This window comes from Chryseobacterium sp. R2ACT005 (assembly GCF_049949215.1).
Taxonomy (GTDB): Bacteria; Bacteroidota; Bacteroidia; order Flavobacteriales; family Weeksellaceae; genus Chryseobacterium.
Map to the genome: position 1 here is coordinate 3,055,980 of NZ_CP188192.1, position 20,163 is coordinate 3,076,142.

Here is a 20,163-nt window from a genome sequence, read left to right on the forward strand (position 1 = left end):
CATGTACAAGAAATTAATTTTATTGGGTGTACTTTCCGTAAGTTTAAGTTCATGCCTTGGCTATAAAGAGCCAACTAAGGAAAATATAAACCAGCTTAAAGAAAAGAGTGAAATTGCTTCTCATATAGAAATCCCGGATGAATGGATCTTCGACAGAAAAGCGAACTCCAGATCCATTTCCTATGACTGGATCAATGATCTTAAAACACCTCAGCTGGAAACCCTGATTAATGAAGGAATGGTATATAATGCTGATCTGATTATTGCAAAGGAAAAACTGAATCAGATTGAACTGGCAATGGAAATTGCAGGAAGTGATCTTTATCCCAGTGTAAGCGCAGTAGCCAATACTTCTAATAATTTAGTAAGTGACAGCCAGATCAGGCGTCTTGCATTAAAAGCTAATTGGGAGATTGATCTTTGGGGGAAAAACAAATCTTCACAGATGGCAAGCACCAGCAATTATTTTTCTGCAAAACATCAGAATACCTTGTTGCATCAATCTATTGCCGGGATGATTGCTAAAGCTTATTTTCTGAATATCGCAGGAAATATTCAGGAAGATAAGATTGAAAGTTACATTCAGAAATCTAAAGACCTGGAAAAGCTATATGTTATTCAAAAGAAGGTTGGAACAGCAAATGCTTTGGATATCTCTAATATAACAGGAGAGATTATTTCCCTGCAAGGCTATCTGGAAAAGGTAAAAAATGCGAATGCACAATCCAGAAGATCACTGGAACTGCTCACCGGAAAATATCCGGAAGGGAAACTGGCAACCCAAAATTTTTTTAATCCTGCCGGGAATAGTATTCCTGAGTCTTTTCCTCTTGAACTTTTGGAAAACAGATCAGACATACAGGCCAGTCATTTTCAGATTGAAAAGGCTTTTTATGAAGTACAGCAGGCAAAGGCAGCAAGACTTCCTTCATTGAACATAACTTCATCTCTTGGATCTGCCGGAAGTAATGTGGAATCTATCAATTCTTTATTTTCAAGTCCCTTATTAAAAGTGGGTGGCGGATTGGTTTCTCCGCTATTCAACAGCGGAAAATTAAAAAAGAATGTGGAAATAAAAAATTCCCAGCAGAAACAGGTTGTTGAAGAATATTCAAAGGCTGTTCTGAATGCTTTGAACGAAGTGGAGTCTTCTTTGGCCAATCTCCGTTCTATTGAAAAACAGATTACTTTTACTACTAAGGCCGTCAATGAGCTGAAAAATAATATTACGCTCACCGAGAAACAAATAAAAGTAGGCACAAACAACAGTTTTGTATTGATCCGTAAACAGAGGGACCTCCTGAAAAACGAAATGAACCTCATCAGTCTGGAACTTCAGTACAGAATAGAGCGCATTAATCTTTATATGGCTTTAGGCGCAGAGAACTTCATTTATTCATAATTTTATACTTAAAAGACTGCAGATTATTTTCTACAGTCTTTTTTAAGATATCAATGGGGTAATCTGTCTCTGAAATATCCATATACCCATGTTCCTGCAACAGCACTCAACAGAGTAACAGATACTGCCAAAGCTCCTGTTCCGATCTGAGCAAAAAGAGGTCCGGGACAAGCTCCGGTGATGGCCCATCCAAAACCAAATATCAATCCTCCATAAATCTGACCTTTATTGAACTTCTTGGGAGCCAGTGTAATGGGTTCGCCATATATTGTTTTTATCTTGAATTTCTTGATCAGCCCTACAGAAATCATTCCCACTAATACAGCACTTCCGATGATTCCGTACATATGGAAAGACTGCAGACGGAACATTTCCTGTATTCTGAACCAGCTGATGACTTCTGCTTTCACAAATATAATTCCGAAAATAACTCCTGCAGCAAGGTATTTCAGGTTGTGATACCATTGATGCGTAAGCTTACTTTCATTTACACAAACAGTATCCTGAAGGCGTATATCCTGTTCTTTTTCTTTTATCATTATTTCAAATTCTCTTTACAAATTAAACTTACAGGGAAAGGATCACAGGCAGAATAAGATTGGCCATTAAAAAACCACCGATCATAAAACAGATTGTTGCCACCAAAGAAGGCCACTGCAAATTGGAAAGCCCCATAATTGCATGCCCGCTGGTACATCCTCCTGCATATCTTGTTCCGAAACCTACTAAAAAACCACCAACAACCATTGTGATAAATCCTTTCCAGGTCAGCAGATTTTCAAAATTCATCAGCTGTACCGGAACCAGATTGCTGTAATCTGTAATTCCGTAGCCTGCCAGTTCGGTTTTCAGATCAGGATTAACTGTTATTTCTGCAGGATTAAGCAAAAAATTGGCAGCAATTATTCCTCCGAAGAAGATTCCTAGTACAAAAAATAAATTCCAGGCTTCTTTTTTCCAGTCGTATTTGAAAAAGTTCACATTTGCCGGTATACAGGCAGCACAGACATGCCTCAGTGAAGAGCTTATTCCAAAGGATTTATTTCCCATCAGCAATAAGGCAGGAACGGTAAGACCAATTAATGGGCCTGCAATATACCATGGCCACGGTTCTTTTATAATCTCCAGCATTTTTTCTTTTTTTAATCTAATTTATTTAAAATTTTAGTCTGACACACAAAATCACTTTTAGGAATACTTGTAGTGGATGCAATAGCTTTAAAACCTCCTTCAATTTCTGTAAAATTCCTATATCCTCTTGCCTGAAGGATGCTTGCGGCCATTGTACTTCTGTATCCGCTTCCACAATGCATATAAAAATGTTCTTCCGCCCGTAATTCATTAACCCATTCATTAATATACGCTAAAGGCATGCTGTAGGCTTCATGAAGATGTTCTGCATTGTATTCACTCTCTTTTCTTATATCAATGATTTTTTCTTCATTACCTTTTATTTCGGTTTCAAACTGTTCTGCAGAAATTCGGTTGATAAAGTCTGTTTCTTTTCCATTCATTTCCCAGGCTTTAAATCCACCTTCCAAAAATCCTAAAATATGATCGAATCCCACTCTGCTTAATCTTGTTACCGCTTCTTCTTCAGTTCCTTTTTCCGTTACCAGAAGAATAGGTTGGTTTACATCAGCAATTAAAGCTCCTACCCAAGGGGCAAAATCACCATCCAGTCCTATATTCACCGACTGTGGGATAAAACCTTTTGCAAATTCACGATTGTTTCTTACATCTAAAACTAAAGCTCCTGAAGCTTCAGCAATTTCCTCAAACTTTTCCGGAGCAAGAGCATGCAATCCCTGAGAAAGAACTTCATCAAAACTGTTGTATCCTTTTTTATTCATCATAACATTCATTGCAAAATAAGCAGGAGGAGGTAAAAGTCCATCTGTTACTTCTTTTATAAAACTTTGTCTGTCTTTTTGATTCAAAGCATAATTGGTTCTTTTCTGGTTTCCCAATATATCTATCGTTTCTTTCTGCATATTTTTACCACAGGCAGAACCGGCCCCGTGGGCAGGATATACAGTAATATCATCATGTAAAGGCAAAATTTTATGATACAAACTGTCATATAAGAGTCCTGCCAGTTCTTCCTGAGTCATATTCGCTCCTTTCTGTGCCAGATCGGGACGGCCTACATCTCCAAGGAATAAGGTATCACCGCTGAAAAGTGCTTTTTCAACGCCATTTTCGTCCATCAAGAGATAACATGAGCTCTCAAGAGTGTGTCCAGGTGTATGAAGGACTTTAATTTTAATATCTCCTATTTCAAATATCTGATGATCTTCTGCAATGATGGCCTTAAACTCAGGATTTGCGCTCGGTCCATACACAATCGGAGCTCCGGTTTTATGGCTTAAATCAAGATGCCCGCTTACGAAATCAGCATGAAAATGAGTCTCAAAAATATATTTCAACTGTACTCCATCTTCCTGCAATCTGTTGATATAAGGCTGTGTTTCTCTTAAAGGATCAATAATTACTGCTTCCCCAGCTGAAGTGATGTAGTAAGCTCCCTGCGCAAGACATCCTGTATAAATCTGTTCTATTTTCATTATATATTTTTTTTGATTTTGTTATCTGATACAAATTTCCTGCTTTATTTTTTCCTCCACAGCTACTTTTGTTACATAAGAAATTTAAAAGAATATTTCTTTAGCCATAATATAAATACCCATGATCAGGATAAACCATCCGAATGCCGGTTTCAGTTTTTTACCGTCTATCTTTTTTGATAACTGTGAACCTATTACAATTCCTGCAATGGCAATTGTTGTAATAGAGATCAATAGTTTCCATTCTATTTTTACTTGATTTACAGAAGAGAAGAAGCCTATCAAAGAATTGAAAGAGATAATGACTAAAGAAGTTCCTATCGCAATCTTCATTGGAATTTTCAAAAGGTTGACTAACGCAGGAATGATCATAAAACCACCTCCTGCTCCTACCAATCCGGTCAGAACGCCTACAACAGAACCCTGCCCAGCTGCAAGCAAAGCATTATTCTTATCCAAAGTCCTTTCTGGAAGTTTTTCTGAAACATTGCTTTTTATCATTTTATAAGAAGCCAGAATCATCAGACCTGCAAAAACCAATAATAAAAAAATATCTCTGGTAATGATAAATTTTTGCACTCTGAGTACCTCTTCCGGAATAAAAGGAAGAAGATATATTCTGGTCAGAAAAATGGAAATCACAGAAGGAATTCCAAATATCATTGCCATTTTAAAATTGACCAACCCTTTTTTAAAATACGACATTGACCCCACCAAACTGCTCACTCCCACTATAAAAAGGGAATATTCCGTTGCCAGAAAGGCATCGAGACCAAAGAGATAAACCAAAACGGGAACGGTGAGAATACTTCCTCCACCTCCGATCAGACCGAGAGAGATCCCGATTAAAACTGCTGCTGCATACCCTATAATTTCCATTTTACTATTCAAATAATTCTGATGTAAAAATGGGAAAGTGAAGGGAAGGCTACAGCTACTTTTGTTACATAAGGAAATTTAACACGAATGAACACAAATATGCTCACAAAGAACACAAGAGATTATGTTGGGAGATAGAGTAATCTTTCAACTTTGAGATTGCTTTACTTTTGGTTTGTGATGATCATTGACCACCCCGTCAAAAATTCTCTGAATTTTTGCCCCCTCCAAAGGATGGGAATTTGAGTATCCTTTATTAAAATGAGGTATAGTTTATGAATTGAGGGTTTTTAAAAGGGTGATTTTGTTTCTGCCCAATTTCAATTTTCCTTCTTCTTCAAGCTGTTTTAGAAGTCTGGAAACTACTACTCTTGCGGTTCCCAGCTCATTCGCAAGCTGCTCATGAGTTGTGTTAATGGTTTCAGAATGGGTAAGTTCTGATTTTTTCTGCAGCAGATTCAACAGTCTTTCATCTACTTTTTTGAAAGCAATGGCATTGATGATATCCAATAGTTCTTCAAATCTTTTATGATACAATCTGAAGATATAGTCTAACCATTCCGGGTGTTCTTTGATGAATAAAGACACTTTGTCTACAGGCAGAAAAAGGATTTCCGCATCTTCCTCAATCTCGGCCCTTACAATGCTTTTTTCATTGTGCATCCCGCCAAGAAAAGACATGATACAGCTTTCTCCCGCTTTGATGTAGTACAGTAAAATTTCACGTCCGTCTTCTTCTGTCCTGATGACTTTCAGCATTCCTTTCATCACAATAGGAATGGAACGGATGGAAGCATTTTCATCTAATATAATATCTCCTTCATGATAGCTTTTGGTTGTACCATATTGATACAGCTTTTCTACCAGATCCGGTGATGATGAAAATTCGGAAGAAAGTACGGTATCGTCCTGCATTTTTTATTTCTAATAAAGCTAATTTACACCAATTTCATCAACAAACAACCATGCTTTTGAATCTGCTCCTGGGTTTCCTGCCGGAATGATTCCTGCATTTTCAATACTTACCTTCAGGAATTTTGCATTTTGTGTTTCTACGTTCAATTTGATTTTTCCTTTGGCATTTTGGATCTCTGCAGCAGCAATTTCCTTGATCATTTTAAAATTCTTACCGTCATCAGAAACGAAAATTTTTGCAGATCTGGCAAGGTGAATCCAGCTTCCTTTATTTTCAAGAGTATTGAAATAAACTTCTGAAAAAGCTGTTTTTTGTCCAAAATCTATGGTTGCCACCACATCTTTCCCCTGAAAACCAAGCCATGTTTTACCCAACTGTTTTACATTTCCAATAATACCGTCAACTAAAGTAAAAGCGCCTCCGAAAGAATAATTCTCACTGGGCTGCTGTTCAAGACTTATACTTTTCCCTGTGGTCTTTGAAATGGTAAATTGTTGAGTAGAAACAGCGCTTTTCAACTGGCTGTCTTCAAAATAAGCAGATTTTATCGTTAAAGAATTAGGAATCTGTACAGCATTCTGATAGGTTTTAGAATTGATGGAAGGATCTGTTCCGTCCAATGTGTACCTGATCCCACTTGAGTTTTGTGAAGTTGACAGTTCATAAGCAATTCCGTTATTTGAAGGAATTACTTTTCCGGTGATATTATAAATACTCTTTGCATAGTTCACCTTCATCTTATCCAGAACTTTAAACTGGTTGATTACCCTGTTTTCAAATTCTTTATAATTTTTGGGGTCCGCTGTTCCCCAGCCTACTTCAGAAAGTGCCATTAATCTTGGAAAGATCATATATTGCACCTGTTTGAAATCTAAAATATATTCTGTCCATAAATTGGCCTGAACTCCCATGATATATTTTTCCTGCTCTGCATTCAGTTCGGAAGGAATAGGATTGTAAGAATATACTTTGTCTAAAGGAGTAAAACCTCCAAAAGCATTAGGCTCTGACTGCGGATCTCCCTGATAATGGTCGAAATAACAATATGCTCCGGGCGTCATTACAGCAAAGTGCTTTGATTTTGCAGCTTCAATACCTCCGTTTACACCAGTCCAGCTCATTACAGCAGCATTGGGTGCCAATCCTCCTTCTAAAATTTCGTCCCAGCCAATGATTTTTCGTCCTTTGCTGTTGACATATTTTTCAATTCTATGAATGAAATAGCTTTGTAAGCCATGCTCATCTTTTAAGTTATTTTTCTTAATTAATTCCTGACAGTGTGCACATTCTTTCCATCTCGTCTTCGGGCATTCGTCACCGCCGATGTGAATGTATTTGGATGGGAATAGCTTCATCACCTCGTCCAAAACGTTCTCCAGGAACGTAAATGTTTCATCCTTCGGACAGAAAACATCATCAAAAACACCCCATTTCGTAGCGGCTTCAAAAGGTCCTTTTGTACAGGCCAATTCAGGATATGCGGATAAAGCAGCCAAAGCATGGCCCGGCATTTCGATTTCCGGAACTACTGTGATATGTCTGTCCTGAGCATATTTTACCACCTCTTTTATTTGTTCATGGGTATAAAAATAAGGTCCGTATGGCTTTCCGTCAAAAGTATTATCAACATAAGCTCCAATCATGGATTCTTTACGTTTTGATCCAATCTGAGTAAGCTTTGGATATTTTTTTATTTCAATTCTCCATCCCTGGTCATCTGTTAAATGCCAATGGAAAATATTCAGTTTGTACATGGCCAGATAGTCGATATACTGTTTCACCTCATCCACTGTGAAAAAGTGACGGCATACATCCAGATGCATTCCTCTCCAGGCAAACTTCGGCTGATCTTCAATCTTCATTGCCGGAATTTTTTTTGTTTCTTTAAACTGCTCAATAATCTGAATTAAAGTTTGAAGAGCCAGAAAATATCCTTGCTTGGTATAAGACTTTACATGAATTTGGTTTGGAGAAATTTCTATTGAGTAATATTCTTTTTTCTGTTCAGCATCTGCCGGAGAAAGCGGAGGAATCATAGAACTCGTTAAATGAATACCACCACTCTTCTGAGCATATTGAAATTCTAACTGAGATCCTATCCTTTTTTTGAAATATTCTGTTTCCTCTTTTGGCAGATCGCCACTTAATACGAATTTTTCAGGAATGATAAATTCTCCCTGTAAAGATTCAACTTTTTGAGGGTAAGGGATTAGATTCAATTTATTTTGGGCTAAAATCACGTTTGAAATCAATACAAAAAATACTAAAAAAGTCCGTATCATTGGAAGTGGTTAAGGTTTGAGCTAAGATAATTATTTTTCAAAACTCTTGGAGTCTTTTTAAAAACAAAATTTAGGCACTTTCAATTGTTTAGATTCTTATGAATGGACAATTTACCATTTGCTAAAACATGTTCTTAGATATTCTTCTATTATATTCTGTACATTATGGTTTGCTTTTTGATCAACTTAGACGACTTAAAAAAATTAAAAGATTTAAATTTGTAAAAAAATAAGATGAAAAAAAACATTTTTCTGGCAGCCGGATTATTATTCTCAATGTCAACACAGGCACAGATTTTCGATATCATGAAATCTGCCGTTAAAGATAAAACAGGTGTAGATCTGAATGCTCCGGTAAAAACTAACGGTACTAAAACCACTACCACCACAACTTCCAGTCAGACTAATAATTCATCTGCCAATCTTGGAAACCTTACTTCTACCCAGATTTCTTCAGGTTTAAAAGAAGCTTTAAGCATGGGGGTAACGGACGGAGTCAAAAAACTGGCGATTACAGATGGTTTTTTTAAAAATGAAGCGGTAAAAATTTTAATGCCTGAAAAATTAAGAAAGATCGACACTACTTTACGTTCCATCGGTATGGGAAGCCTTGCTGATGAAGGTGTAAAATTATTAAACAGAGCCGCTGAAGATGCCGTAACGGAAGCTGCTCCTATTTTCACCAACGCTATTACCTCTATGACCATTACGGATGCCAAGAATATTTTATTGGGCAGTAATAACGCAGCAACAAGTTATCTTCAGGGGAAAACCCAATCTCAGCTATTCAGTGCTTTTCAGCCTAAAGTAAAAGCCTCATTAGGAAAAGTAGGTGCTGATACGCTTTGGAAAAATCTGATTTCAAAATATAATACTTTTACGGGACAGTCTGTAACAACAGATCTTAACGAATATGTTACTACAGAAACCATCAACGGCGTATTCAAAATGGTAGCCGATAAAGAAAGCGGAATCAGAAATACACCTGCAATGAGGACGACAAGCATTTTGCAGAAGGTATTTGGGGCTCAGGATGGGAAATAATTAAGAGGTTGAATGACCTACTAACCGTTAAAATATATAAAAGCTGTTTCATTGATGAGGCAGCTTTTTTGGTTTTAATTTCTTTTGTCTTGAAACAAAAGAAACAAAAATTCAAGACTGGGGTCTCTCCGCTAAAAATAATTCCTACTCTCTAAAAATTCTAAACTTGCGCGAAATCTATATTGGTTAATTAGTTCCAAATTCGTGTCGCGCTTCGGACAATAGAATTTTCTTAACGTTCAAAGGAGTTATTTTTTTGACGCTCCGATCTCCTATGTCGCTTTAAGATCATCATTAGAGATATTTGTCAAATTTTAAATGATAAAAAAACTGTTTTATGTTGAGGCAGCTTTTTTGGTTTTAATTTCTTTTGTCTTGAAACAAAAGAAACAAAAATTCAAGACTGGGATCTCTCCGCTAAAAATAATTCCTGCTCTCTAAAAATTCTAAACTTGCGCGAAATCATTATTTCTTAATTGGTACTGAATTCGTCTCGCGCTTCGGACAATAGAATTTTCTTAACGTTCACAGGAGTTATTTTTTTGACGCTACGATTTCCTATGTCGCTTTAGGGTCATCATTAGAGATATTTGTCAAATTTTAAATGATAAAAAAACTGTTTTATGTTGAGGCTGCTTTTTTGGTTTTAATTTCTTTTGTCTTGAAACAAAAGAAACAAAAATTCAAGACTGGGACTTCTCCGCTAAAAATAATTCCTGCTCTCTAAAAATTCTAAACTTGCGCGAAATCATTATTTCTTAATTGGTACTGAATTCGTCTCGCGCTTCGAACAGGAGAATTTTCTTAACGTTCACAGGATTATTTTCTTAACGCTACGATTTCCTATGTCGCTTTAGGGTCATCATTAGAGATATTTGTCAAATTTTAAATGATAAAAAAACTGTTTTATGTTGAGGCTGCTTTTTTGTTGGGTTTTAATTTCTTTTGCCTTGAAACAAAAGAAACAAAAATTCAAGACTGGGATCTCTCCGCTAAAAATAAATCATATTCTCTAAAAATTCTAAACTTGCGCGAAATCTATATTGGTTAATTAGTTCCAAATTCGTGTCGCGCTTCGGACAGGAGAATTTTCTTAACGTTCACAGGATTATTTTCTTAACGCTACGATTTCCTATGTCGCTTTAAGATCGTCATTAGAAATAATTGTCAATTTTTAGATGATAATTTCCTGTGTTATAAAAACAGTTTCGGCCTCACTTTGTGAGGCCGAAACTGTTATATTGTATCAAATTAGAACTGCATTTCAGGAATTTCACCTTCAATGATCAGATCTGCTTCTGTAGCTTTAATAATATCTTCTACTGAAACTCCCGGTGCTCTTTCCACGAGTTTGAAACCTGCCGGAGTTACATCCAGAACAGCTAATTCAGTAACCACTTTTTTCACACAGTTGACTCCTGTTAATGGAAGCGTACATTTCTTAAGGATTTTGCTTTCTCCTGCTTTGTTTACATGCATCATTGCAACGATAATATTTTCAGCAGAAGCTACAAGGTCCATAGCACCTCCCATTCCTTTCACCATTTTTCCGGGGATTTTCCAGTTGGCAATATCTCCGTTTTCTGAAACTTCCATGGCTCCAAGGATAGTAAGGTCTACTTTCTGACCACGAATCATCCCGAAACTGAATGCGGAATCAAAGAATGAACCTCCTTCTAAAATAGTAATGGTTTGTTTTCCGGCATTGATGATATCAGCATCCTCTTCTCCTGCGAAAGGGAAAGGCCCCATCCCCAAAACTCCGTTCTCACTCTGGAATTCTACGGAAATACCTTCCGGAACATAGTTGGCAACCAAAGTAGGAATCCCAATTCCCAGGTTTACATAATAGCGATCTTTCAGTTCTTTTGAAATTCTTTTGGCAATTTGTTCTTTTGTAAGCATAATAAAAACTTAGACTGCAATTTAATTATTTTCACTTGAATACAAAAGAGCTTTGTTGTGTTCAATAATTAACACTGTTAGTTAAAATAATATCTGTAATTTTGCCTCATTATTTTAACAGAATGAAAATACTTTTTAAATATCTTAAACCTTATCAGTGGCTGATTCTCATTTCTTTATTTTTGGCTACTATTAATCAGGTTTTCTCTTTATTTGCGCCGGCTATTACAGGAAATATCCTGGATCAGCTGGTTACTCACCCTAATTTTTTTGATAAAGAAAAACTGCTGCCCAGAAACCTTAACGAATATCTCTACGGCAGCACAGTATATCATGGCGCATTTTATTTTCTAGGGTTACTTATCGGAACAGCGATGGTAAGTAGAATTGCAAAAGCTTTTCAGGATTATGTAGTAAGTGTGATTACCCAAAAGTTTGGAGCGAAGATATTTACAGACGGATTAAAGCACTCCATGGCTCTTCCTTATCAGGAATTTGAGGACCAGAGAAGTGGTGAAACCTTGTCTATTTTAACAAAAGTAAGGGAAGATACGGTGAAATTCATTACCAATTTTATCAATATTTTCTTTGGAATTTTAGTCAGTATTATTTTCGTTTCAGTGTATGCTATCCGTTTACATTGGTCGATCATGCCAGTTTATATATGTGGAATTTTCCTGATTGCCTTTGTTACCAATCTCTTGAGCAAAAGGATAAAAGGTATTCAGAAAAATATTGTTACCGAGACTACTGCTCTAGCGGGAAGTACTACAGAAAGTTTAAGAAATATTGAGATTGTTAAAAGTTTAGGATTAACCAATCAGGAAGTAATCCGTTTAAATAACAATACTTATAAAATCCTTGGTCTTGAACTGAGAAAGGTGAAAAGCATCCGTTCTTTAAGTTTTATCCAGGGAACGATGGTGAATTTTCTCCAGCAAATGATTACCCTGACTTTATTGTATTTAATTTTTAAAAATATTGTGACTCCAGGGCAGTATCTATCTCTGATGTTTTATGGTTTCTTTATTTTCGGGCCTATGCAGGAAATCGGGAACATCATTATTTCTTACCGTGAAGCAGAAGCTTCTCTTCAGAATTTTGACCGTTTAATGAAAAAAGAAGTAGAAGAAAAGCCTCTTCATCCAAAACAGATTGGCGCTATTGAAGAGCTGGAATTCAAACATGTTTCTTTCAAACATCAGTCTGCTCAGTATAAAGCCTTGAATAATATCTCTTTTGATCTTAAAAACGGAGAAACTATTGCTTTTGTAGGGCCTAGCGGTTCCGGAAAAAGTACATTGGTAAAACTGCTGGTTGGATTGTACAGACCTCAGGAAGGGAATATTTTTTACAATGGAATTAATGGAAAGGAGTTTGATTTTGATGAACTGAGAAATCAAATTGGTTTTGTAACGCAGGATACCCAGTTATTTGCAGGAACTATTAAAGAAAACCTTCTTTTCGTAAATCCTTCAGCTACTGAAGAGGAACTGGCTGTTGCTTTACAGAAATCGAGCTGTACAGCATTGCTTGAAAGGGCTGAAAAAGGAATTGAAACCGTTATTGGTGAAGGCGGTCTGAAGCTGAGTGGCGGTGAAAAGCAAAGAATTGCCATTGCAAGAGCGCTTTTAAGAAAACCTCATCTGCTGATATTTGATGAAGCTACTTCTGCGTTGGACAGTATTACTGAAGAAGAAATTACTACAACCATTAAGGACATATCAAAAGAAAGAGAACAAATTACAGTACTTATTGCACACCGTTTAAGTACAATTATGCATGCTGATAAAATCTATGTTCTTGAACGTGGGCAGGTAGTGGAAACAGGCTCCCACAGCAATCTGATTGCCGAAAAAGGCCTTTATTATGCCATGTGGAGACAACAAATCGGAGAAAGAAAAACACTGAATCCTCAAGCATAAAAAAAGCGCTGAAAATATTTTCAGCGCTTTTTTATTTTATTATTCGAGCTTATTCTTTAGTTCTTACTGTTCTCTGCTCAATTCTTTTTTCAAATTTTTCTCCCTGGAAAATTCTTTGAATCATGATTCCCGGAATATGAATTTCGTTGGGATCCAATTGTCCCGGTTCTACCAGTTCTTCTACTTCAGCAATCGTGATCTTCGCAGCTCCTGCCATAGGATGATTGAAATTTCTTGCAGATCCTTTGAAGATAAGGTTTCCGGCGTGGTCTCCTTTCCATGCTTTTACGATAGAATAGTCTGCTTCGTAAGCATGCTCCAGGATGTGAGGTTTCCCTTTGAATTCTTTTACTTCTTTTCCTTCTGCTACTTCAGTTCCGTATCCTGCAGGGGTATAAAAAGCAGGAATTCCCGCCTGGGCAGCTCTGCATTTTTCAGCTAAGGTCCCTTGTGGAGTAAGTTCTACATCCAGCTCACCTGAAAGCATCTGTCTTTCAAATTCAGCATTTTCTCCTACATAAGAAGAGATCATTTTCTTGATCTGTCTTTTGTGAAGCAGTAATCCTAATCCGAAATCATCTACTCCTGCATTGTTTGAAATACAAGTCAGATCTTTCACATCACTTTCTACCAAAGCATTGATTGAGTTTTCCGGGATACCGCAAAGTCCGAATCCGCCAAGCATCAGTGTCATTCCATCCTGAATTCCTTCGATGGCCTCCTTTGCATTTTTTACTCTTTTATCTATCATGAAATATTAGATTTTTCTGTTGGCTAAATTTAATAAATTTTCCGGTATATCCGATGAACCAAAATGATCCTGAATAGAATCCTTTTTTTCGATATGTAAAACTATAAAAATCAAACTTTTATCAAAACAAATGAACAAGTCTGTTCGTTTTTGTGGTATTTTTCGTCAATTTGATTTATATTTGAGGCTTCAAATCCAGAGATACAGTGTATTCTTATTTCGGATATCATTGACTTAAACACAATTTTAATATAAAAATTATTTTACGGCAGACCATTATTGCCCTTTTACTTCTTCTGATCTCTTCAGAGAATATTTCAACATTATACCATCACATTAATCATATACAAAATCAAACCTTAAATAAAACATGAAAAAATTATTTACCTCAGCATTACTTGCCCTGGTACTCAGCATCAATATGTATGCACAAGAAAAAACATATTTTGATGAAAACTGGGAAAAAACCACTCAGGATAAAATGGAATATTACCGTGAAACGACTCCTAAAGGCAAACTCACCCTTATCAAAGATTTTTATAAGGACGGAAAACTTCAAATGGAAGGACTTGCTTCTGATGCAACTCCCAACAGTGAAGTTTTTGACGGAAAAGTAGTCTGGTACACTCCTGAAGGAAAGATCATGAGTACCGTAACTTATTCTAACGGAAAGCAGGTGGGAGATTCTCAGTCTTATGATGATAGAGGCCGGATTACAGAAGATATGGTCTACAAAGCTGACGGTAACTTTACTGGAAAAATGGTGTCATACAAGGATCCTGAAAATGAATCTTTTTATAACACGATAACCAATTATGAAAATTCTCTGCCCATAAAGACCATTATTTATGATGATGATATTAAAGGAATCAGATATGAAACCACTTCTGACAAAGACGGTAATTATGAGACTAAATATTACGGTGAGAAAGGGAAACTTATTGGTACATCTCCTTCGGGTTCAGGAGAGGGACTGCAGGTAGATTATTATCCGAATCCAATGAGGATTTCGAAAATCGAAAAAACTAAAAGTGACGGCAGTATAAAGGAAAGTATCATCTATGCTAAAAACGGAAAGCTGCTTCAGGAACAGAAGAGAAACAAAAAAGACGGTTATAAAACCACTTATGATGAATCTGGTAAAAAAATAGGCCACCTTATTTATCAGTACGATAAAGAGAATGATATTTACCAGCCGACAGAGGGTGAAGATTATCAGCTTAATTATGATTATGCACTGATATCTTCTATTGATGTATATAAAAACGGCTCAATCATCACCAGTAAATATTTTGACGAAGAAGGAAAATTATCATCTGAGAAAATTTTAAAAGACGATGTTACCCAGGAGATTAAATATTATTCTCCGGATGGAAAACTGAAATCTACCTTAACCTATAAAGATGAAATGCCTTATAATGGTACAGCCTATGAAGGATTTACCGAAACACAATATAAGGAAGGCGTTTTAGTGAATACTAAAATATATACTGAAGAGAAAAAGCTGAAATCTGAGAAGAAATTAAATTCTAAACAAACAGCTTACGACGCCACTATCTATGATAATAAAGGTATTCTCTTATACACTTACAACCAGCCTTTGAGTGAAGACGGAGATAATGATTACTTTTTCACAGCACAAATTGTACAGTATGTAAAAGGGAAACCCGCCAATAAATCTTCTGTAAAAGCAGGTATCTTACAAAGCGGAAAAATAAAGTTCAACACCTTAAACGGAGTTAAAGAACTTGAACGCAATGGAAAATGGGTACTCTTAAAACTTTACAGTACGGATGGAAAGCTTCTTCAGGAAACCAAAATACTGGCTGATATTCCGGACGAATATGCTTCTACCGAAAATCCGGCGGCATTAAGCGAAGATGATCTATATTTAGACTAATCACTGCATAAACATATGAAAGGCGATTTCAATTTTTGGAATCGCCTTTTTATTTAAACGCAGATGACACAGATTTTCACAAATGTTTGTGGTACACATTTCTGCAAATTGTTCAGATTGAGCAGGCATTATATTAAACAATAAAAAAGAGACTATCATTTCTGACAGCCTCTTCATTATAATTGTATGTAATTTATTTACTGAATGATCAGTTTTAAAGTAAATAGTTTTCTTCCGTGTACTTTTACAAAGTAAACGCCCGCCGGAAGATTCTCATTCACCAAAGAGAAACGTTGGTTATTGATATTTTTTGACACATACAGTAATTCTCCAGAAGCTGAGACCAATTCAATTTTTTCAATTGGGTAATCACTTTTGATAAAAGTAGGCTGTCCAGGTTTGGTTGGGTTTGGATACAACACTACATTTTTCTCTGTACTTCTTGTTTCTTCCGTTCCTAATGTTGGTGAGGTTACCTGAAACTGTACCCTGTTTGAAACTTCTGTATAAGAATCATTGGTAAACATGACCATATAATAGTTTCCTGGTGTGGCAGGCACTGCTGTTCCCTGAATAGTTTTTGTCCCCTGAGTTACACCGTCAAAATACGTATAAGAAACAAAATTGTCATCCGGTGTCTGAACACTTTGAGGGTAAATTCCTAACCAGTCTTTGATAATTCCCGGAGAATCCGTCCATGAAGCCGTAATATTTTCTCCCAAAGTATATACCGGTTTATTGATCCAAAGATCTGTAACGATATCTCCTACTTTAAAGAATACCTTCTCCCCGATTCCGTTATATCCGTCTTCCAGCAGATACTGAGCGTAGTAGTATCCTTTCGGAAGTCCTGTAAAATTCAATGTTCCTGATGCAGTCGTTACATAGCTCCATTTGATAGAAGCTGTAGTTCCCGGAGTCTGTCCCATTTTATAAATTCCAATCCAGTCTTTCTGTAAATTAGGCCCGTCTGTAAAATTAAGAACAACCGTTCCTCCTACGGGATACGTATCAGAAGTGGTCTGCAGCTGAACTTTCGGACCTACATAGAATTCTTTTCTTGGAGTGATTTCTGTATACCCTCCGTTAGCAAAAAATCCTGCAAAATACTGACCTTTATTAGCCATACCATTATTAAATGTAACCGTTCCTGCTACCTGTCCATTAGTATAACTGTACACTTGTGAAGTAGTACTGGCCGGCGTTTGCCCTTTTTTATAAATTCCTACCCAATCCTGCTGATTTCCGGGACCTCCTGTGAAAGTAGCGGTAATGGCTTCATTTTGGGCATATTCTGTTTTATTTAAAGTAAATGTAGGATTTGAAACTACACTTCCCGTGATTTCAAACTGTTTCACATCACTCCAGTCACTCCATTCCAGGTTTCTGTCTCTGTAACGGGTTTTCACGTAATAAATTCCGTTTGGAATAGAGTTCGAAGCCAGTGTTGCTTTTGTAATGTCTACTCCATCATTCAGATTTTTGGTTTTATCAGGAGTTCCATTTCCGTCTTTTCCGAACCAGTTTTCAAAATCACGGTAAAATTCTTTTTCAATCACAGAAAAATTGGATGTCTTACTGATCAGAAACTGTGTCGTGTTCAACAGTTCATTATTTGAAGATGAAAATGCGCTTCCATTCAATGTCAAAGGCAAAGTAGTAGTACCCGTAAAAGTGTTTGTAATGGATGGTTTTGCCGGTTTAGACTGATTTTTATACCTATGGAAAGAATCTACCAGTACATTATTTTTCTTGTTGTATACTCCTCCGATAGAATAACATTCAATATCCACTTTTCCTGTCGGAATATCTACTTCTACGATCTGATACGTCCAGTCTGTAAAGGTTTTCTGAACATCATCAAAATCTTTTTCATTAGACATTCCCCAATACTGATCCCAAGCCGTTCCTCCGGAAATAATCTGATAATTCGGTGTATTTTTCAGCTGACCTCTGTGATATAAATGGTGGTGAGCACCAACGTGCATTAAATATTTATCCGAAGTTACCAGAAGCGGTACTGCATTTTCTCTTACCCATGTAGAGATATCTCCTACATACTGCTCAGCCTGATAAGGTCTGTGGCTCAAAGAAATGATCCAGTCTACTGTAGTATCATTATTAGCTGCTGTTAAGATTTGCTGAAGCCATGTCTGCTGTGCAGAACCCGTATGTTCTGAGCTTAAACTTACGAATAACACGTTCCCAGCCTGCTGAGCATAATAATTTTCATTACCTGAGCTTATCCCTTTATAATTAATTTCATCAATATAAAAATGGGCATAGTAAGAATTCATTCCCATCGTTCCATAGGTTTCATGATTTCCTACTGTTGTCTGGATAGGCAGATAAGGTGATAATTTGATGTTCTTTTTAAAGTGAACATTCTCATAATGGTCCAATGTTCCTACATCCACCTGATCACCCACCATAAAAGTAAGGGCAATATTATCTGATGGATCTGAAGCAGCTCCGAATTTTTCCTTTAATTTTTTATACGCATTCAAAGTAAGCGTATCATATCTTGGCTCTGCTTTGATCTGGTTGTCCCCCATAATAAGGAAACGGATCTTTCCATTGGCAGTTACGGCCTGTCCCGGCAAAGGAAGTGTTCTGAAATTATAAACGGCAGATTCACTGGTTCCCGTTTTTATCTTATAATAATATTTAGTGTTCGGCTGCAAATTGGTAACCTTTGCTGTGTGATAATAATAGTTGTTATTATATCCGGTATCTGAGAAGATATTGGTTGTCCCTGTTACCGTCACGTTCAAATTCGTTGGAGAATTCCCGTAGATTACAGTTGTTTCATTATTGGAAGCTGTTTTCCAATTGACGATCATAGAATTCGGGGTTGGGTTTTGTAAATATGGAAACAAAACCTGTCCGAAAGCCATCTGGACCGCGAAACAAAAAAAGAAGAAATAATGTTTCATAATAGCTTTAGTTTTAAAATAACATATAGTTTTAAGTTGTGAATCAAGAATTTAAAAAATCGCTGTCCGGATTTTTTACTTCGGGCAAAAGTAGGTTTCCCATATAAACTCTGTCTGATGGTATTTTAAAGAAACCATTAATTTTTCAGCAAAACCTGAATGAAAAAATTATAGTTTTTAGTACATTAATTATTTGGCATATTTGAAAACTATTTTGTACATTTGCAACCTGTTATTCAACCTCTGACGAAGAACGTGTAAGTTGCTTAGCTTTAACATTTTATTTATTAATAATGGATTTATTAAAGTACGTACAAGACAAGTACATTGCGAAAAAAGAATTCCCTGAATTCAAAGCAGGTGATACAATTACTGTGTATTACGAAATTAAAGAAGGACAAAAGACAAGAACTCAGTTCTTCAAAGGAACAGTTATCCAATTAAGAGGTACTGGTTCTACAAAAACTTTCACTATCAGAAAAATGAGTGGTGATGTAGGTGTAGAAAGAGTATTCCCTATTAACCTGCCTGCGCTTCAAAAAATTGAGCTTGATAGAAAAGGTAGAGTTAGAAGAGCTAGAATTTACTACTTCAGAGACCTTAGAGGTAAGAAAGCAAGAATCAAAGACGCTGCTTACAAGAAGAAATAATTCAGACAACAATACATACAAAAAGAGGCTGTTTATCCGTAAACAGTCTCTTTTCTTGTTTAAAACATTCTTTATTTTCTATTTGAAGTTCCTTTTTGTTTCTAAATTATCAATATCATTCAACGATGTACACCCTGTCAAGGTTTAAAACCTTGACAGGGTGTAGAACTATCCGAACTATTTATTACCTACAAAAAATATTACTCATGTTTTATGAGATATTGCAAAGGTGTGGTTCCCGTCTGTTTTTTGAAAAAATCTATAAAAGCACTGTCTGATGAAAAGTCTAAAATATGAGACACTTCTCCTATTGAATTACCTTCTACCAAAAGTTCAATCGATCGCTGCAACCGCCACTGCTGCCTCCATTCCTGGTAAGACAGCCCTGTTTCTTTTTTAAAAATACGGCTGATTGTTTTCTCAACTGCCCCAGCCTTTTCGGCAAGGTCTTTCAACATCGGCGGCATAGCATAGCGCAGAGTCCACTCTTCTGAAAATTTCTTTAAACGTCTGTCTTGCGGTATTTTAAGTTCCAGCTTTTCCTCCGGAGCTCTGCTTATTTCATCCCAAAATACATTCAGTAAACTGACCTGATCATTTCTAAGATCTGACCATTCCCAAAAGCAGATCCTTTCTATAATTTCTTTTAATAATGGATTTACATGCAAAACTTTAAGGCTGGAGTTCATATATTTTTCTGCATAGCATTTATCAAAATAGACTGATCTGTAAGCTACAATATTTCTAAAATTTACCCTATGCCTCTCATTGGCAGGAATCCAAAGCATTCTGAATGGAGGAAGAACGAACTGCCTGTCAGAAGTAGTGACTGTCATACAGCCAGAAGGTGCATATAGCAGCTGAGCTTTCGTTGTATGAAAATGAAAGCCGGAATCATGCATCACCATATCAGAAGCTATTCCAATGACTTTTTCCCGAATAGAATCCGCATCAAACTCTTCATTTTGTTCCAATACAGCCATGTCTTATTTTTGATGTTTTTTGT

The 20,163-nt window shown here is 36.5% G+C and carries 15 protein-coding genes; 5 read left to right on the top strand and 10 right to left on the bottom strand.

The features are described 5' to 3' along the window. Window position 1 precedes the first annotated feature (1 nt). Window positions 2-1,402 (top strand): TolC family protein, encoded by a 1,401-nt coding sequence (locus ACPF63_RS14020; protein ID WP_426480326.1) that lies wholly within the window; start codon window positions 2-4, stop codon window positions 1,400-1,402. A 50-nt stretch (window positions 1,403-1,452) separates the two neighbouring features. Here ACPF63_RS14020 and ACPF63_RS14025 read toward each other — a convergent pair whose 3' ends face one another. The 6 genes from ACPF63_RS14025 to ACPF63_RS14050 form a co-directional block, all read right to left on the bottom strand. Continuing rightward, window positions 1,453-1,941 carry a DUF6691 family protein gene (locus tag ACPF63_RS14025; protein WP_426480327.1) on the bottom strand — a complete coding sequence of 163 codons (489 nt, stop codon included), beginning with the start codon at window positions 1,939-1,941 and terminating at the stop codon, window positions 1,453-1,455. Window positions 1,942-1,969: 28 nt separating this feature from the next. Further along, the gene (locus tag ACPF63_RS14030; RefSeq protein WP_426480328.1) at window positions 1,970-2,533 is read right to left on the bottom strand and encodes a YeeE/YedE family protein; all 564 of its coding nucleotides are present in this window, start codon (window positions 2,531-2,533) and stop codon (window positions 1,970-1,972) included. Window positions 2,534-2,544: 11 nt separating this feature from the next. Next, on the bottom strand, window positions 2,545-3,969 hold the full coding sequence (locus ACPF63_RS14035; RefSeq protein WP_426480329.1) for an MBL fold metallo-hydrolase: 1,425 nt from the start codon (window positions 3,967-3,969) through the stop codon (window positions 2,545-2,547). Window positions 3,970-4,053: 84 nt separating this feature from the next. Continuing rightward, the gene (locus ACPF63_RS14040; protein WP_426480330.1) at window positions 4,054-4,848 is read right to left on the bottom strand and encodes a sulfite exporter TauE/SafE family protein; all 795 of its coding nucleotides are present in this window, start codon (window positions 4,846-4,848) and stop codon (window positions 4,054-4,056) included. A gap of 273 nt (window positions 4,849-5,121) precedes the next feature. Continuing rightward, entirely contained in the window at window positions 5,122-5,763 is a 642-nt protein-coding gene (locus ACPF63_RS14045) for a Crp/Fnr family transcriptional regulator (protein WP_426480331.1), read from the bottom strand. Between the two features lie 18 nt (window positions 5,764-5,781). Beyond that, window positions 5,782-8,046: a glycoside hydrolase family 20 protein gene (locus ACPF63_RS14050; protein WP_426480332.1), complete on the bottom strand. Its 2,265-nt coding sequence runs from the start codon at window positions 8,044-8,046 to the stop codon at window positions 5,782-5,784. A gap of 234 nt (window positions 8,047-8,280) precedes the next feature. Between ACPF63_RS14050 and ACPF63_RS14055 the strand changes: the two genes are divergently transcribed. Beyond that, window positions 8,281-9,090: a DUF4197 domain-containing protein gene (locus ACPF63_RS14055; RefSeq protein WP_426480333.1), complete on the top strand. Its 810-nt coding sequence runs from the start codon at window positions 8,281-8,283 to the stop codon at window positions 9,088-9,090. 1,251 nt (window positions 9,091-10,341) lie between these two features. Here the strand turns inward: ACPF63_RS14055 and ACPF63_RS14060 are convergent. Continuing rightward, window positions 10,342-10,995, bottom strand: a complete 654-nt coding sequence (locus tag ACPF63_RS14060) for a CoA transferase subunit B (protein WP_047376943.1) — start codon at window positions 10,993-10,995, stop codon at window positions 10,342-10,344. A gap of 122 nt (window positions 10,996-11,117) precedes the next feature. Here ACPF63_RS14060 and ACPF63_RS14065 point away from each other — a divergent pair, with 122 nt between their 5' ends. Beyond that, window positions 11,118-12,920: an ABC transporter ATP-binding protein gene (locus ACPF63_RS14065; RefSeq protein WP_426480334.1), complete on the top strand. Its 1,803-nt coding sequence runs from the start codon at window positions 11,118-11,120 to the stop codon at window positions 12,918-12,920. Between the two features lie 49 nt (window positions 12,921-12,969). On the opposite strand, the gene ACPF63_RS14070 is transcribed toward ACPF63_RS14065, so the two are convergent. Beyond that, complete coding sequence (locus ACPF63_RS14070; protein WP_047423619.1) at window positions 12,970-13,671, bottom strand: CoA transferase subunit A; 702 nt, start codon at window positions 13,669-13,671, stop codon at window positions 12,970-12,972. Window positions 13,672-14,041: 370 nt separating this feature from the next. Here ACPF63_RS14070 and ACPF63_RS14075 point away from each other — a divergent pair, with 370 nt between their 5' ends. Next, the gene (locus ACPF63_RS14075) at window positions 14,042-15,571 is read left to right on the top strand and encodes a membrane-binding protein (RefSeq protein ID WP_426480335.1); all 1,530 of its coding nucleotides are present in this window, start codon (window positions 14,042-14,044) and stop codon (window positions 15,569-15,571) included. Window positions 15,572-15,768: 197 nt separating this feature from the next. Here ACPF63_RS14075 and ACPF63_RS14080 read toward each other — a convergent pair whose 3' ends face one another. Then, window positions 15,769-18,507, bottom strand: coding sequence for a fibronectin type III domain-containing protein (locus tag ACPF63_RS14080; protein ID WP_426480336.1), 2,739 nt, complete (start codon window positions 18,505-18,507; stop codon window positions 15,769-15,771). A gap of 293 nt (window positions 18,508-18,800) precedes the next feature. Here ACPF63_RS14080 and rplS point away from each other — a divergent pair, with 293 nt between their 5' ends. Further along, entirely contained in the window at window positions 18,801-19,157 is a 357-nt protein-coding gene (rplS, locus tag ACPF63_RS14085; protein WP_047376947.1) for a 50S ribosomal protein L19, read from the top strand. Between the two features lie 200 nt (window positions 19,158-19,357). On the opposite strand, the gene ACPF63_RS14090 is transcribed toward rplS, so the two are convergent. Further along, window positions 19,358-20,140: an AraC family transcriptional regulator gene (locus tag ACPF63_RS14090; RefSeq protein ID WP_219072409.1), complete on the bottom strand. Its 783-nt coding sequence runs from the start codon at window positions 20,138-20,140 to the stop codon at window positions 19,358-19,360. Window positions 20,141-20,163: the final 23 nt, after the last annotated feature.

Excerpts from the sequence above, each read along its gene's own strand:
- ACPF63_RS14020 (WP_426480326.1), top strand. The coding sequence starts at position 2 with ATGTACAAGAAATTAATTTTATTGGGTGTACTTTCCGTAAGTTTAAGT.
- ACPF63_RS14025 (WP_426480327.1), bottom strand. The coding sequence starts at position 1,941 with ATGATAAAAGAAAAAGAACAGGATATACGCCTTCAGGATACTGTTTGT.
- ACPF63_RS14030 (WP_426480328.1), bottom strand. The coding sequence starts at position 2,533 with ATGCTGGAGATTATAAAAGAACCGTGGCCATGGTATATTGCAGGCCCA.
- ACPF63_RS14035 (WP_426480329.1), bottom strand. The coding sequence starts at position 3,969 with ATGAAAATAGAACAGATTTATACAGGATGTCTTGCGCAGGGAGCTTAC.
- ACPF63_RS14040 (WP_426480330.1), bottom strand. The coding sequence starts at position 4,848 with ATGGAAATTATAGGGTATGCAGCAGCAGTTTTAATCGGGATCTCTCTC.
- ACPF63_RS14045 (WP_426480331.1), bottom strand. The coding sequence starts at position 5,763 with ATGCAGGACGATACCGTACTTTCTTCCGAATTTTCATCATCACCGGAT.
- ACPF63_RS14050 (WP_426480332.1), bottom strand. The coding sequence starts at position 8,046 with ATGATACGGACTTTTTTAGTATTTTTTGTATTGATTTCAAACGTGATT.
- ACPF63_RS14055 (WP_426480333.1), top strand. The coding sequence starts at position 8,281 with ATGAAAAAAAACATTTTTCTGGCAGCCGGATTATTATTCTCAATGTCA.
- ACPF63_RS14060 (WP_047376943.1), bottom strand. The coding sequence starts at position 10,995 with ATGCTTACAAAAGAACAAATTGCCAAAAGAATTTCAAAAGAACTGAAA.
- ACPF63_RS14065 (WP_426480334.1), top strand. The coding sequence starts at position 11,118 with ATGAAAATACTTTTTAAATATCTTAAACCTTATCAGTGGCTGATTCTC.
- ACPF63_RS14070 (WP_047423619.1), bottom strand. The coding sequence starts at position 13,671 with ATGATAGATAAAAGAGTAAAAAATGCAAAGGAGGCCATCGAAGGAATT.
- ACPF63_RS14075 (WP_426480335.1), top strand. The coding sequence starts at position 14,042 with ATGAAAAAATTATTTACCTCAGCATTACTTGCCCTGGTACTCAGCATC.
- ACPF63_RS14080 (WP_426480336.1), bottom strand. The coding sequence starts at position 18,507 with ATGAAACATTATTTCTTCTTTTTTTGTTTCGCGGTCCAGATGGCTTTC.
- rplS (WP_047376947.1), top strand. The coding sequence starts at position 18,801 with ATGGATTTATTAAAGTACGTACAAGACAAGTACATTGCGAAAAAAGAA.
- ACPF63_RS14090 (WP_219072409.1), bottom strand. The coding sequence starts at position 20,140 with ATGGCTGTATTGGAACAAAATGAAGAGTTTGATGCGGATTCTATTCGG.